The 14097-nt window shown below is 70.1% G+C and carries 12 protein-coding genes; 7 read left to right on the top strand and 5 right to left on the bottom strand.

What is annotated here, in order from left to right; genetic code table 11:
* Positions 1 to 56: 56 nt before the first annotated feature.
* Positions 57 to 1088, top strand: a complete 1032-nt coding sequence (locus ATM97_RS09530; protein ID WP_308248429.1) for an acyl-CoA desaturase — start codon at positions 57 to 59, stop codon at positions 1086 to 1088.
* 218 nt (positions 1089 to 1306) lie between these two features.
* Complete coding sequence (locus ATM97_RS09525) at positions 1307 to 1690, top strand: DUF1304 domain-containing protein (protein WP_218717593.1); 384 nt, start codon at positions 1307 to 1309, stop codon at positions 1688 to 1690.
* Between the two features lie 21 nt (positions 1691 to 1711).
* Here the strand turns inward: ATM97_RS09525 and ATM97_RS09520 are convergent, their stop codons facing one another.
* From ATM97_RS09520 to ATM97_RS09510, 3 genes are all read right to left on the bottom strand, one after another.
* Positions 1712 to 4606 (bottom strand): UPF0182 family protein, encoded by a 2895-nt coding sequence (locus ATM97_RS09520; RefSeq protein ID WP_218717592.1) that lies wholly within the window; start codon positions 4604 to 4606, stop codon positions 1712 to 1714.
* Between the two features lie 78 nt (positions 4607 to 4684).
* Entirely contained in the window at positions 4685 to 6040 is a 1356-nt protein-coding gene (locus ATM97_RS09515) for a permease prefix domain 1-containing protein (RefSeq protein ID WP_374104844.1), read from the bottom strand.
* Complete coding sequence (locus ATM97_RS09510) at positions 6031 to 6393, bottom strand: PadR family transcriptional regulator (protein WP_218717590.1); 363 nt, start codon at positions 6391 to 6393, stop codon at positions 6031 to 6033. The genes ATM97_RS09515 and ATM97_RS09510 overlap by 10 nt, the downstream gene beginning before the upstream one ends.
* 146 nt (positions 6394 to 6539) lie before the next feature.
* On the opposite strand from ATM97_RS09510, the gene ATM97_RS09505 reads away from it, so the two are divergent.
* A complete protein-coding gene (locus ATM97_RS09505; RefSeq protein WP_218717589.1) occupies positions 6540 to 7010 on the top strand; it encodes a hypothetical protein in 471 nt (156 codons plus the stop codon).
* A 230-nt stretch (positions 7011 to 7240) separates the two neighbouring features.
* Positions 7241 to 7939 carry an LppP/LprE family lipoprotein gene (locus ATM97_RS09500; RefSeq protein ID WP_218717588.1) on the top strand — a complete coding sequence of 233 codons (699 nt, stop codon included), beginning with the start codon at positions 7241 to 7243 and terminating at the stop codon, positions 7937 to 7939.
* Here the strand turns inward: ATM97_RS09500 and ATM97_RS09495 are convergent.
* The gene (locus tag ATM97_RS09495; protein ID WP_218717643.1) at positions 7936 to 9051 is read right to left on the bottom strand and encodes a metallophosphoesterase; all 1116 of its coding nucleotides are present in this window, start codon (positions 9049 to 9051) and stop codon (positions 7936 to 7938) included. The genes ATM97_RS09500 and ATM97_RS09495 overlap by 4 nt on opposite strands.
* A 142-nt stretch (positions 9052 to 9193) precedes the next feature.
* On the opposite strand from ATM97_RS09495, the gene ATM97_RS09490 reads away from it, so the two are divergent.
* The 3 genes from ATM97_RS09490 (at position 9194) to ATM97_RS09480 (ending at position 13116) form a co-directional block, all read left to right on the top strand.
* Entirely contained in the window at positions 9194 to 10069 is an 876-nt protein-coding gene (locus ATM97_RS09490; RefSeq protein WP_218717587.1) for a PHB depolymerase family esterase, read from the top strand.
* A 62-nt stretch (positions 10070 to 10131) separates the two neighbouring features.
* Complete coding sequence (locus ATM97_RS09485) at positions 10132 to 11790, top strand: serine/threonine-protein kinase (protein WP_218717642.1); 1659 nt, start codon at positions 10132 to 10134, stop codon at positions 11788 to 11790.
* A 162-nt stretch (positions 11791 to 11952) separates the two neighbouring features.
* On the top strand, positions 11953 to 13116 hold the full coding sequence (locus tag ATM97_RS09480; RefSeq protein ID WP_255587472.1) for an alpha/beta hydrolase family protein: 1164 nt from the start codon (positions 11953 to 11955) through the stop codon (positions 13114 to 13116).
* A 62-nt stretch (positions 13117 to 13178) separates the two neighbouring features.
* Here the strand turns inward: ATM97_RS09480 and ATM97_RS09475 are convergent.
* Positions 13179 to 14097: arabinosyltransferase C-terminal domain-containing protein (locus ATM97_RS09475; RefSeq protein WP_218717586.1), on the bottom strand; the 919-nt coding region annotated here is incomplete at its 5' end.

Here is a 14097-nt window from a genome sequence, read left to right as displayed (position 1 = left end):
TCGCGCAGATGCGCCGAGTTCACCTGGTGGTGGCCTGCATCCGTCATGCTGGTGCGGTGGTAGTTGTCTCTGATGTGGCCCCGGTGCGTGGCAGCGAGTATTCGATCTTGTTGCGTCGGATCAGGGCGGCGGGCCTGTTGGACCGTGACCTGCGGTACTACGGGTGGAAGAGCGCGCTCACCGCGGCGGCGTTCCTCGGCGGGTGGGCGGCGTTCGTCGCCCTCGGGGATTCGTGGTGGGCGGTGGGGATCGGGGTGTTCCTGGCCGCGGTGTTCTCCCAGATCGCGTTCCTCGGGCACGACGCGGGACACAAGCAGATCTTCGCGTCTCGGCGCGCCAACTACCTGTACGGGCTGATCGCGGGCAATCTCGCGATCGGGCTGAGCATCGGCTGGTGGACCAGCAATCACAACCGCCACCACGCCCACCCCAACACCGAGGGTGCCGATCCCGATGCCATGGGCGTCCTGGCGTTCTCGGCGGAGCGGGCCCGGGCCGGAAAAGGCTGGCGGCGCTTCATTTTCCGCTACCAGGCCTGGCTGTTCTTCCCGATGCTGCTGCTCGAGGGCGGCAGCCTGCACTTCGCCAGCGTGCGAGCTGTGCTGCGCTGGCCGATCCCGAACCGGCTCGTCGAAGGCCTGACGCTCGCCGCGCACGCCTGCGCCTATCTGGGCACGGTGTTCCTGGTGCTGTCGCCGGGGAAAGCGTTGGTGTTCATCGCTGTTCAGCAGGGTTTGTTCGGCCTCTACATGGGATCGACCTTCGCCCCCAATCACAAGGGGATGGAGGTGCTGCCCGAGGGCGACAACACCGACTTCCTTCGCCGTCAGGTGCTCACCTCTCGCAATGTCCGCGGCAGCTTCCTCGTCGACACGGCCCTGGGCGGTCTGAACTACCAGATCGAGCACCACCTGTTCCCGTCCATGCCCCGCCCCAACCTGCATCGGGCCCAGCCCATCGTCGCGGACTTCTGCGCCGAAATCGGGGTCCCCTACTGCGAGACGTCGCTGCTCGAGTCCTACGCCCAGGCCCTGGGCCATCTCGACGAGGTCGGCCGCCAGGTCCGCGCACCCGCACCCGTCGGCTAGCCACCCGCACCTCGATCGGCGCGGGTGGCCACGCCACGCCCGGCGTAGCTCGTGCTCTCCGCCGCCAACAGCGCGAAGGGAGCGATTCGGCGGCCGTCGATGGCGGGCCAGCGGTTTTCCGGGGCGAGAACCCGGCCCGGCGAGGGCGTGCGCGGTGGGGTGGTGGGTGATAATCGCGGCAAGCCCGGTGCGGGCCCTGCCCTTCTGGAGGTGGCGCGATGACGGTCGTGGCGTTGGTGTTCGTCGGGATCGCCGTGCTGTTGCACGGGTACATCTTCGTGCTGGAGTCGCTGCAATGGACGCGTCCGCGAACGAGGGCGACGTTCGGGATCTCGGCGGAGCAGGCCGAGGCGACCCGGGAGATGGCGTTCAATCAGGGGTTCTACAACCTGTTCCTCGCCGTCGTCGCGGCGGTCGGCATGGGGTTCACCGTGTTCGGCGACACCGGGATCGGGGTGGCGCTGGTGCTGGCGGGTGCCGGGTCGATGGTGGCGGCGGGGGTGGTGCTGCTGGTGTCGTCGCCGGACAAGGCGCGGGCGGCATCGATCCAGCTGGTTCCGCCGCTGATCGGTGGTGTCGCGCTGGTGCTCGCCCAGCTCTGAGTCGCGTGTGATCGGTGAGGCTCACTTGTCCGGGCCGCGCAGAATGCCCAGCTGTTGTTCGAGCCGCTCCAGGGCGGCCCTGGCCGCGTCGAGTTCGGCTTCGATGCGGGCGATCGCGTCCTCGTCCAGCGGTGCCTGAGTGGCCGACGGCGGCGGGGCCTGCGCCGGTGGACGTCGGCCCGGGGGTGGCGGGGCGCCGGGGCTGCCGCCGGGGGCGGTGGCGAGATCGCCGGTGGCCGGGCCGTACACCTGGTCGAGGGCCTCGGCCAGCGTCGGCGCGTACCCGACCCGGACACCGCCGGTACCGGGTTCGCGGTAGCTGACCAGCACGCGGGCCAGCTGCGGGAAGGTCGACCCGTTGGGAGCGGTCGAAATCCGTTCGGTGAACAGCGGTTCCACGTACAGCACGCCGCCGTCGGCGATCGGCAGGGTGAGCAGGTTGCCGTACTGGATGCGGTTGGAGCGTTCCAGCAGCGTGCGTTCGGAGGCCACCCTGGTGTCGGAGATCATCGAATTCTGGATCTGCTGTGGTCCCTGGGTGAGGGTGTCGGTGGGCAGTTGGAGAATGCTGAACTCGCCGTAGTCCTCGGGGTCGGAATGCACGGAGATGTAGGCCGACAGGAACTCCCGGCGGAAGCCGACCATCGCGCCGGCCAGCCGGAACGAGGCCTCGGCGGTCCGGGGGTCGCCGACCAGTACGTAGAACGGGGCCTGGTGCGGGTTGGTCTCGACGGTCGGGTCGCTGGGTACCGACCAGAACGCGTTGTTGGTGAAGAACTCTCGTGGTTCGTCGACGTGGTAGCGGGCGAGCATGTCGCGTTGGATGACGAAAAGGTCTTCGGGATAGCGGAAGTGGGCGCGCAGCTCGTCGCTGATCGCCGACGGCGGTTCGACGGTGCCGGGGAACACGCGCATCCAGGCGGCCAGGATCGGGTCCTGCTCGTCGACCTGATACAGCGTGACCGTGCCGTCGTAGGCGTCGACGGTGGCCTTGACCGAGTTGCGGATGTAGGAGATCTCGCCGGGTTCGCGCAACCCCTGGTCCTCGACCGCGCCGAGCGCCGCGAGCGAGCTGCGCGCGGCGTAGGGGTAGCCGTCGATCGTGGTGTAGGCGTCCACGATCCAGACGATGCGCCCGCCCACGACGGCGGGATAGGGATTGCCGTCGGTGGTCAGCCACGGCGCGACCAGTTCGACCCGCTCACCGGGAGCACGGTGGAAAATGATCTTGGAATCGGCGCCGATCGCGGTCGAGAACACGATGTTGCGCTCGGTGTAGACGGTGGCGAAGGCGAGCCGGTTCAGCCAGTTCCCGATCGGCACACCGCCTTTGCCCGCGTAGGTGTATTTGGTGCTGTCGGTGTCGTATTCGCGGGGTTCGGTGCCGCCGCCGACGATGGCGTAGTCGGGCTCGCCCCTGGCGATCACCTCGCCGAAGTAGACGCGGGGCTGGTCGACCGGGATCACCTGGTGCCCGGTGTGTTGGGTGGCGATATCGCTGACCGCGTAGATCGGGTATCCGCTGTTGCCCGCGGCGCTGTCGCTCGCCGCGTCGACGACGGCTGCGTTGACCCGGTTCGCGGGGGCGGCGACGAACCCGTCACCGTGGGTGTAGACGGTGTGCCGGTTGACCCAGTGCCCCTGGTTGCCGCTGAGCGCGGCGGGGGTCAGTTCCCTGGCGGTGACGACGTAGTCGCGCAGCTGCCCGTCGACCCGGTAGCGATCCAGGTCCAGGTTGTCGGGGAAGCTGTAGAAGTTCTTGAGCTGTTGCTGCTGGGTGAAGGTGCGCGAGAGCACGTGCGGGTCGAGCAGGCGCAGGTTGGCGAGCGTGGTCGCGTCCGCGGGGACTTCCGGTGGCGGCGCGGTGCCGACACCGGGATAGGGCTGGTAGTGGACCCGATCCGCGCCGATCCCATAGGCCTGCCTGGTCGCGGCGATATTGCGCTCGATGTAGGGGCTCTCCAGGTCGGCGGCGTTCGGGCGCACCGAGAACTGCTCGACGACCAGCGGCCACACCCCGCCCGCCACGATCGACGACAGCAACAGCAGAGCCGCGGCCATGGCGGGCACCCGCAGATCACGCACCACGACCGCCGAGAACACCGCGGCGGCGCAGATCAGCGCGATGGCGAACATGATGAAGCGGGCGGGCAGCACGGCGTTGATGTCGGTGTAGCCCGCGCCGGCGAAGGTGGGCTCGCGCCGCCCGCTCGACAGCAGCGCGTAGCGGTCCAGCCAGTACGCGCCCGCCTTCAGCACGAAGAACACGCCGACCAGCACCGCGAGGTGACAGCGCGCCGCCGCGGTGATGCCGATCGACTTCCCGGACAGCCGCACTCCGCCGAACAGATAGTGGGTCGCCAGGCAGGCCAGGAAGGCGACGAACACGACGACGAACAGCCAGCTGAGCACGAGCCGGTAGAACGGCAGGTCGAAGACGTAGAAGCCCACGTCGAGATCGAACTGGGGGTCACGTTCGCCGAAGGAGCCGCCCCGCAGGAACAGCTGTACCGTCTGCCAGCGCGACTGCCCGGCCAGGCCACAGAGCAGACCGAAGGCCGCGGCGATGCCGAGCCCGAACCGCAACGGCCACCGGCTCACCGCCGTGCGATAGGGGGTGATCGGGTCGTCGTCGCGCCCGCCGGGGAAGAAGGCCGGGCGCGATCGGTAGGCCAGCCACATGGCCGTGAACAGGGCGGCGCCGAGGATCGTCGCGATCACCGCGAACAGCGTCAGCCGGGTGAGCAGCACCGTCGACCAGACGCCGCGGTAGCCGACCTCGCCGAACCACAACCAGTTGACGTACAGGCCGATCAGCCGGGGTACGACGAGCAGGGACAGGAAGAGCACCACGACTGCCGTCAGTAGCAGTCGCCACGTCCGGGGTATCCGCTCCGACCCGTCACCAGCGCTCATCCGCCACTCCCGTGGACCGCGGCGCCGGGCACGCCGGCGCCGCGTGCATCCCCCGAGTCTACTCGCGCTGGTTCGGGCTCAGACGAAGTCGAACGCGGGCGGAACGGCGATCACGACGGCGGCGGCCCAGATCCCGTACACGGGCAGATAGCGGGTCTGCCACCGTTCCAGCTCGGCGAATCCCTGACGGCCGCGCAGGAATCCGATGCCCAGCCGGACCGACCACACCAGGTTCACCAGCAGCACGACGTTCAGGCCGAGGGCGACGATCTTGTTCGGCGACCATCCGAACTCCGCGATGCGGGTGAGCATGGCGGTCAGCATCACCACATCGACCGCGAGGGCACTGAGCACCAGGACCAGCTGGACCCGGTCGAAGAAGCCGGGCGGGGCCAGCGGGTCGCGCGCGGAGATCGAATACAGCAGCAGGCCCAGGACCAGCACCAGGATCAGGTCCATCTGGATGAGCAGGGTGCGGTCGACGTCGATCACGCTGGGAGTCGTGGCGAACGCGGCGAGCAGGGCCAGCAGCATGAGGATGGTCAGCGGCGTGAACACCCGGGTGAGCACGGGCGCGATGTTCTCCACGACGTTCTGCTTGGCCTCGACGAGCCAGGCGGCGACGATCACCGCGCCCGCGACGCCGAACGGCAGCACCCAGTCCTCGATGAACGGCTCGATGTTCAGATCGAGCGTGCCGAACGCGCCGACCGTCAACCCGATCAGGACGCCGCCGCCCAGCGCCAGCAGGGTGAGATAGACGAACCACTCGCCGGTGAACCGGATGAAGTCCATCCGGCGCCGGTCCGATCGCCAGTCGCCGCCGACATAGGCCAGGCCGATCACGAACCACAGCGCGATCGGCGCGTGGATCGCGGCGATCACCTCGGTCGCGCCGTCGGGCTCGAAGGGAAAGAGATTCAGCACCAGTGCCACGAGCACGAACGGCACGATCAGCGTGGCGGCGACCTTCGCGGTCACCTGTCGTTTCCAGGCGAAATAGGCTGCGAGGAACGGAAGGACGAGCAGGGCCGCGTTCACACCCACGGCCGAACCGCGCAGCCAGGCGAAGCCGGCCTTCAGCGACAGGGCGGCGCCGATCGCCAGCGACAGGACGACCACCAGTTCCCGATTGCTCTGCCGCCCGGTCTCGTCGGACTCGGCGGGCAGCAGAACCAGCTGCTTCCAGAGCCTTTCGGAGTGCTCGATCGCGAACTCGCGCGACAGCGCGTCCAGGCTACCCATCCGCTTCACCGCGACCAGGAACGCCTCGTCGGCCGACAGTCCCGCGTCTTGGAGGGACGAGACCTGTTCGCGCAGATGATCTTCCATCTCGTCGACGTCGGCGACCGAGATCGCGCGGTGGCGCTGGACGTATCCGCGCCACTGCTCGATGTTGGTCTGCAACTGCGTCTCGGCGTCCATCACGCCCATCCTTTCGTCACGATGGGTGATGTCGTGGCGTCGCGCCAGACCTGGTCGAGCGCCTCGGCGACGACGGCCCACTGCGCGCGGCGCTCGGCGAGGGCCGCCCGGCCGGAGTCGGTGATCAGGTAGTGCTTGCGCCGTCGTCCGCTGTCGGCGGTGCGCCAGGTCGAGGTCACGTGGCCCTGCCGTTCCAGGCGGTGCAGCAGGGGGTAGAGCATGCCGTCGGTCCACTGCATCCGGCCCCGCGACAGGGCGTTGACCTGCTCCAGGATCGCGTAACCGTACGACTCGCCCTCGGCGAGAATGCCGAGCACCAGCGGGGTCGCCGAGGCCGCCACCAGGTCTTTGTCTATCCGCATCGCACTCCTATACCTAGAACCGCTAGGTCATAACCTAGCAGACCTAGGTATGGGTGTGTCGGACCTCGAAGGATGCTTTCGGTCGGTAACAATGTGGCGTCCCGGTGGGATACGCGGGGTGACACGACACGAGTGGAAGGATCTGTATGACTATGCGAGTGAGGTCCACGATCGCCGGTCTCGCGGCGGGCGCCGCGGTGGTGGCGGGGACGATGGTCGCGGGAGCGGGGGCGGCGAACGCGCTGCCGAGCAGCCTGGTCGGCATCAACTGCCTGGGGCTGAGCCCCAATATCGTCGATGTGCCCTACAGCAACCAGGTGATCGTCTCCTACCTGTACGACCAGTCGGGATTGCCGTCGTTCACCGTGCATTCCGGGGCCAGCATCTGGGGCTACCAGACCCACCCCACGCTCACCTGGACCAATCTGGCCACCGGGGCATCGGGCTCGCTCACCGGGCACACGAACATCTCCTCGTTCTTCGGCACCGGCGGCACGGTGTACTTCACCGACGTGCCGACCGGGACCGGGCCGGTGCGGATCGACCTGTCGGTCGTCAACACCGGCCCCGTGCCGGTGCCGGTCGTGACCTGCTCGGGGACCACCGACATCGTCTGATCGCCCACGATCCGGCCGAGGGTGCGCCCTCGGCCGGATCTGTGTGTGCGGCAGGCTCTTCGGGTGTCCGTGTCGCGGATCGCTCTACCCCGCAGGGGATTTCCTCAGCAAGGGTGATGATTTCGCACCCTAGGGTGATGATCGCCGATGTACGCCTAACAGGGCTGTTCAGGGTCCCGATGGAGTCAGCAGAACGCGCTACCGGCGCGGCGGACAGGAGTCGAGGGATCATGAAGAACGCAGTTCGGATGAGTGCGCTGATCGCCGTCGCCGCGGCGGCGGTGGCGGGGTGCAACGCGGAAAACGGTTCGGCCACCTCGCCGTCGACGAGCCGGGCGACGACCACGGTCGCGGCAAGCGCGCCGCGGACTCCGGGAGAGCAGCCGCAGGCGACCGAGGCTCCCGGCGGCACCGGGGCGCCCGCGGGCACCGAGGTCCCCGCCGTCACCGAGGCACCCGCCGTGACCGTGGCGCCCGGCACGACGCAGGCGACCACGAAACCGCAGCCGGCCAACGACATCAGCGGTCCGGGACGCTGCATCGACCCCGGCTCGGCCGGTGTGCGCAACGCGCTGGCTCGCCTCGACGGCAACTGGGTCGCCCAACAGGCCTCGGCGGACCTACCGGGCCAGTGCGCCCAGCTGCTGTGGGTGCGCGCGGTCGGCGGCAACTCCGCCGGCGCGCCGATCCATGTGCTGTTCTTCCACGACGGGAACTGGTTGGGCACAGCCACGTCCGAGGCCTACGCCTTCACCTCGGTGGTGGGCTACACCGACACCACCGTGACCGTCGAGTACAAGTGGCTGGCCGGCGACGAGCCCTTCGCCGCCCCGCAGGGCGGCCCGGTGGCGATCCATTACACCTGGAACGGCTCGAAGGTCGTGATGAGCGGGCCGCTTCCGGCGGAAGTGACCCAGCCGCACCGCTAGACCGGCTCCGGGTGCAGCACCAGCACGGTGATCTCGCTGGGCGCGAACACCCGCAGTTGCGGACCCCAGAAGCCGGTGCCGCGGCTGGTGTAGAGCTGAGTGTGGTTCGCGTGCCTGCTCAGGCCGGCGACCACCGGCTGGTCCAGGCGCACCAGGTAGTGGAAGGGCCAGATCTGCCCGCCGTGGGTGTGTCCGGAGATCTGCAGCGCCACCCCGGCCGCGACGCTGTCGGTGATCTGCTTGGGCTGATGGGCCAGCAGCAGCACCGGCAGCGCGGGGTCGGCGCCGGCGAGCGCGGCGGGCAGGTCGGGGCCGTGGCCGGGCAGGCCCGCGCCGGTGGGATCGTCGATCCCCGCGACGACCAGGCGGTCGCCGTCCCGGTCGACGGTCCGGTGCGCGTTGTGCAGCGGCTGCCAGCCGATCGAGGCCATGTGGTCGATCCAGCCCTGCGCGTCACCGAAGTACTCGTGGTTGCCGGTGATGTAGAACCGGCCCAGCGGGGCTTCGACACGGGCCAGCGGGTCGACCTGGGCGCGCCGCTTCACCACCGAGCCGTCCGCGAGATCACCGGCGTGGCAGGCGATATCGGGGCGCTGGGCATTGACCACGTCGACCACGCGCTCCGACCAGCGCTGCCGATCGAGCGCGGCGAAGTGGGTGTCGGTGACGACCACGACGCGCAGTCCGTCCAGGCCCGCGGCCAGGCCGCGGAGGGCGACGTCGACGGTGCGGACCCGCGGCACCCGGCGCGCCTCGTAGACACCCCAGGCGATCAGCGCGACCGAGACGATCAGTACCCCGAGCGCCACGATCCGCGCGGCGAGCAGGCCCTGTACCCCGGCGACGGCCAGCCCACCGCGCACGAATACGCCGAGCACCGACCACGAGAACACCACCCACAGCACCCCGAGCAGGGTGTCGCCGACGATCACCGCCGGATCGGACTGGGCCGGACCGTGGCCGAGGAACATCGTGGCGGGCAGGCACAGATACCCGAGGACGCACACCGCGGTCCCGACCCAGAACAGCGTGCCGGTGCCGCCGGACGGCGCCGCGACCAGCGTCCACCAGGGCAGCGCGAACAGCACCGCCGGAATCAACAGCATCAACATCAGGCGTACAGCGAGTCTCACGGGGTCCCGTCCTGCGCAGGGCCGCCGGGTGAGGTCGCGGCCACGAATAGATCATCCAGCCTAGCGCCGCCGGATCTGCCGCCCTGTTGCCCGGCGGCGCGTGGGCCGGTTCACTGGTGCCATGCGGATCGCTACGCTCACCGCGGCGGCTGTCGCCGCGGTGCTGCTCGTCGCGGGCATCGTCGTACTCCGGGAGGATCCGGGGAGCGCGACGCCGGTCGGCGCCGTGACCTCGTCGCACGAGCTCGCGCACGACGGCCACACCAGGAGCTACCGCGTCTACCGGCCCGCAGTGCTGTCGGCGCGTGCGCCGCTGGTGGTCGTGCTGCACGGCGGCCTCGGCTCCGGTGCGCAGGCGCAGCGCGCCTACGGCTGGGACGCCGCCGCCGACGACGCCGGTTTCGTCGTCGCCTATCCCGACGGAATCGGCCGGGCCTGGAACGCCGGCGGTGACTGCTGCGGTACTCCCGGCCGGACCGGCGTGGACGACGTCGGCTTCCTGACCGGAATGCTCGCGGAGATCGCCCGCGCCCTGCCGATCGACCACGAGCGGATCTACTTCACCGGCATGAGCAACGGCGCCATGATGGCCTACGCGATGGCGTGCCGCACCGCGCTCGCCGCCGCCGTCGGTGCGGTCGCGGGTACCCAGCTCGGCGACTGCGAGCATCCGGCGCCCGCTTCGGTGATCCATGTGCACGGCACCGACGACGAGAACATTCGCTACGACGGTGCGCCCGGCAGCGGCGCAGCGCGAATCGACGGGCCGGCGGTGCCGGAGCTGAACGCGTTCTGGCGGATGGTCGACGCCTGCGCGGCACCGGTCGCCACGGCCGGCGATCGGGTGACGACCCTGCGCGCGACCTGCCGGGACGGCCGTGCGGTCGACCTCGTCACGGTGGCCGGTGCGGGACACGAATGGCCCGGCGCCGACCAGCGCGGCCCCCTCGACGCAACCAGGCTGATCTGGGACTTCTTCGCCGCCCACCACCGATGAACCGGCGCAGTCCGATCCAGCCGGCGGCGGCGCCGGAAGACAGCCGTTAGCCTGACCGGGTGATGGAGTTCGGGCCAGGGGCGAGCCTTGCGGGATACCGCATCGAACGCAGGCTCGGCGGCGGGGGCATGGGCGCGGTGTATCTGGCGCGACATCCCCGGCTGCCGCGCCGGGACGCGCTGAAGGTGCTCGACGCGCGGCTCGCGGTGGAACCGACCTTCCGCGCCCGCTTCGAGCGGGAGGCGGATCTGGCCGCGCGGCTGCGGCATCCGAACGTGGTGCAGATCTTCGACCGCGGCGTCGACGGCGACCGGTTGTGGATCGCCATGCAGTTCGTGGACGGCCTCGACGCGGCTCAGCTGCTGCGCCACGGCCTGGCGATCCTCACCCCCGAGCGGGCGGTGCGGATCGTCGCCGAGGCGGCCAAGGGTCTGGACTACGCGCACCGGCAGGGGCTGCTGCATCGCGACATCAAGCCGGCGAACCTGCTGATCGCGCGCACCGACGACGGCGCCGACGAGGTGCTGGTCACCGATTTCGGGATCGCCCGCAGCATGGGCGAGACGACCAGCCTCACCTCGGCAGGCTCGGTGCTCGGCACCCTGGCCTACGCGGCGCCCGAGCAGCTCGAAGGCGAACCGCTCGACGTCGGCACCGATGTGTACGCGCTCGGCGGCACCCTCTACGAGCTGCTCACCGGCTTCGTGCCGTTCCAGCGCGACAGCCCGGCCGCGATGATCAGCGCGCACCTGATCGAAGCGCCGCCACGTCCGTCGGCGGGCAACCCGGCGCTGCCGCCCGCCATGGACGCGGTGATCGCGCGGGCCATGGCGAAGAATCCGCGCGACCGGTTCGCCTCGTGCGGCGAGCTCGCCGACGCGGCGGTCGCGGCGCTGGCGGGCACCATGCCGGACACCGCGCTGTCGGCCCAGACGCTGGTGTCCCGGTCGGCCGAGCTGCCGGGACCCGCGGACAGGCCCCGGTCGCGGACACGGTCGATCCTGGTCGGCGTCGGCGCGGCCGCCGCCGTCGCCGGACTTACCGCGATCGCCGTGCTCACCGCCAAAGATTTTGTCTCGCCCGGTAATTCGAACGCGCCGGGACCGGCACAGGCGGCGCAGATCGGCGCGGTTCCCGACAGCCCGACCGCGGCGACGGTGCTGCGGCCCTGGCTCGACGACGTCCGCGCCGGTGACATCGCCGCGTTGATCCGCAAGTGCTGGACCCAGTCGCCGGTCGAGATCCCCCGGATGTACGGCGACGTGGAACAGATCACCGACGCGGTGCGCCGCCCCGGCGTCCTCGGCCAGTTCGGTCCGTACTGGCAGAACGACGTGCTGAAGGTGAGCCTGCGCCCCAGCGAGTTGCGGTCCGGCTACGGCTGCCCGATCGTCAGCGACCGGTCGGCGACGCGGCTCACCGACGAACAGGCCCGCTACACCGCCGAGCGGTATCTGAGCCGGGTGGTCGGGTATCCGGTGAATCCGGCCGACGTGGAACCCGACTATCCGCTGCTGTGCACCGGCGCCCAGCTGGGCACCGCGTTGTCGGGGGCGAAGCGCTTCGACGACAAGGCGCTCACGGTGCGTGGCTCGACCGGTTCGGCCGTCACCGTCAGCGCGCCGGTGACCAGCGCCGATGGCGCCTCGAAGCAGGTGTATCTCACCCTCGACCACGGCACCGACGGATTCTGTGTCTCCCGCGTCGACGCGACCGGGTGAGCGCGCGCGCCGAAGAGAACTGCGTCACATCGGTTTTCGATATGCCCCTCGGATCGGGGGCGCGCTATGCTGCCCGGCAGGATCCGTCCGCAGGCTGTCTCGCCGCGGCCGGATGGAGTGGGGAGCGGCTCGGCCGCACAACGGAAAGGTCCGAACACGATCATGCGTGGCGTAACTGTGGGAGGGGCGCAGGAGCGCCGACACCGCACGAGCAGACTCCTGGCGAGTGCCGCGGTGGCCGCGTTGCTGCCGTTCGGCGCGTCGGTGGCCACGGTCGCTCCGGCGGCGGCCGACGCCGACCCGGCGGCGATCGACTTCCCGGTCGACTCCTCGATGGGCACCATCAACACCCGCATCCTGCGGGCGGCCGACGGCAACACCGACCGGGTGGTCTACCTGCTCGACGGTGAACGCGCCGAGGACGACCTGAACGGCTGGGAGAAGCACACCTCCATCCCCGCCCAGATCGCCAAGTTCAACATCAACGTGGTGATGCCGGTCGGCGGTCAGTCCAGCTTCTACGCCGACTGGGACCAGCCGAGCAGCTTCAACGGCGTCAACCCCGACGGGTCCCTGCTGCCCAGCGCCGACTCCGGTTCGGCCATCGGCGGCTGGGAGGACACCCAGGGCAAGACCAACACCTATCAGTGGGAAACCTTCATCACCAAGACCCTGCCGGACGCGCTGAAGTCCCGGCTGGGCTTCAGCAACAGCCGCAACGGCGTGGTCGGGCTGTCCAGCGGTGGCAGCGCGGCACTGTTGATGGCGGCCTACCACCCCGAGCAGTTCACCTACGCCGGCTCGCTGTCGGGCTACCTGCACATGTCCATGCCGGGCATGCGTGAGGCGCTGGCCGGCGCGATGATCGCCAGTGGTGGCTACAACATCGAGGCGATGGCGCCCGCGGGCAGCGAGAAGTGGAAGCGGATGGACCCCTACGGGTTCGCCGAGAAGCTGATCGCCAACAACACCCGCCTCTACATCTCTGCGGGCAGCGCCAAGCCGGCCGATCAGGACCTGTCCTCGATCGACGCGATCACCCAGGGCATGCCGCTCGAGGCGATCGCGCTGGCCAACACCCGCTCGTTCGAGAAGCGGCTCACCGCACTGGGATACACCAACGTCAGCTACGACTTCCCCGACATCGGCATCCACAACTGGGGCACCTGGGAGCAGGTCGCCATCCGGTTGATGCCGGACATGGCGCGCAATATCGGCAAGCCGCTGCCCGCCGGTGCGCCGCCCGCCGGTGGGGAGCCGCCGGCCGGTGCGCCGGGGCAGCCGCCCGCCGGTGGCCAGCCGCCCGCGGGTGAGCCGCCGAAGTAGTCTTTCCTGCGCGAAACCGCCGTTGTCTCCATGGAGGCAACGGCGGTTTCTTTTGCGCCGGGTCAGCTTGTCCTGATGGGGCTTTCGTTCGTCCAGCCCCACCGGTCGTCGGCGCGGACCGTGATCTCCGCCGTCGGTGCGGCGATCAGGCGGGTGAGGCGCTGGAGTTCGCCCCAGTCCCTGGTCCAGTCCTCGGCGAGGTAGGCCGGAAGGGTGCGCGACTGCATGAGCAGCCCCGTCCAGCCCAGCGGGCCGCCGCCGGTGTCGCCCTGCCAGGTCTCGGAGACCTGCGCGTTGAGCTTGTCCGGCAGGATCCGCCAGATCGGCATCTCCGCGACACCGCTGCGGTGATCGAACGGCCGCTGGCACGGGAAGGCCAGTCCCACCTGGAAATCCCCGAGCACCGGAGCCGTGGTGCCGACCACGGTGTTCAGCGACGAGAGTTTCGGCAGGCGCGGGGGCGTGACCGCCAGCCACTGCATCGGATCGGGTTCGCCCGCCGCGGCGACGAGCCGGACCGCCGTGGTGCCGGCGGGAATCTCGTCCAGGTCGATCGGCAGGTTCCGCCAGCCGGGCGCGCCGCCGACCGTGGGCGGGGTGAGTTCGCCGGTGGGCGTGACGTTTCCGTCGTCCGCGCGGCGTGCGAACTCGACCCGCAAGCGCTGTCCCGGCAGGGGGCTGCCGTCGGGGGCCACGGATTCGATGCGGCCCGCCACGGTGAGGATCACCACCCGGTACGCCGAATCCTGTTGGGCGGCAGCGAGGTCCAAGCGATACCACTGGGTGGTCAGCTGAGTGCGTTGGGGCGCGCCGGTGGAGTAGCTGCCCAGGACCGGGGTGCGTTCGGGGACGAGGCCGAACGGGAGGGCGACGGTGCTGCCGTTCACGCCGGGGGTGGCGCCGGGACCGCCCGCGGGCCCACCGGGACCGCCGGGTGCCGCGCCGCCTGGGTCTGCGCCGACCGCGCCTGAGCCGCCGGGC

It is taken from the genome of Nocardia sp. MH4 (genome assembly GCF_019266065.1).
GTDB classification, from domain to species: domain Bacteria; phylum Actinomycetota; class Actinomycetes; order Mycobacteriales; family Mycobacteriaceae; genus Nocardia; species Nocardia canadensis.
The sequence above is the reverse complement of the archived record's forward strand: the minus strand, read 5'-3'. Positions and strand labels throughout refer to the sequence as shown.

Excerpts from the sequence above, each read along its gene's own strand:
- ATM97_RS09525 (WP_218717593.1), top strand. The coding sequence starts at position 1,307 with ATGACGGTCGTGGCGTTGGTGTTCGTCGGGATCGCCGTGCTGTTGCAC.
- ATM97_RS09520 (WP_218717592.1), bottom strand. The coding sequence starts at position 4,606 with ATGAGCGCTGGTGACGGGTCGGAGCGGATACCCCGGACGTGGCGACTG.
- ATM97_RS09515 (WP_374104844.1), bottom strand. The coding sequence starts at position 6,040 with ATGGGCGTGATGGACGCCGAGACGCAGTTGCAGACCAACATCGAGCAG.
- ATM97_RS09510 (WP_218717590.1), bottom strand. The coding sequence starts at position 6,393 with ATGCGGATAGACAAAGACCTGGTGGCGGCCTCGGCGACCCCGCTGGTG.
- ATM97_RS09505 (WP_218717589.1), top strand. The coding sequence starts at position 6,540 with ATGACTATGCGAGTGAGGTCCACGATCGCCGGTCTCGCGGCGGGCGCC.
- ATM97_RS09500 (WP_218717588.1), top strand. The coding sequence starts at position 7,241 with ATGAAGAACGCAGTTCGGATGAGTGCGCTGATCGCCGTCGCCGCGGCG.
- ATM97_RS09495 (WP_218717643.1), bottom strand. The coding sequence starts at position 9,051 with ATGTTGATGCTGTTGATTCCGGCGGTGCTGTTCGCGCTGCCCTGGTGG.
- ATM97_RS09490 (WP_218717587.1), top strand. The coding sequence starts at position 9,194 with ATGCGGATCGCTACGCTCACCGCGGCGGCTGTCGCCGCGGTGCTGCTC.
- ATM97_RS09485 (WP_218717642.1), top strand. The coding sequence starts at position 10,132 with ATGGAGTTCGGGCCAGGGGCGAGCCTTGCGGGATACCGCATCGAACGC.
- ATM97_RS09480 (WP_255587472.1), top strand. The coding sequence starts at position 11,953 with ATGCGTGGCGTAACTGTGGGAGGGGCGCAGGAGCGCCGACACCGCACG.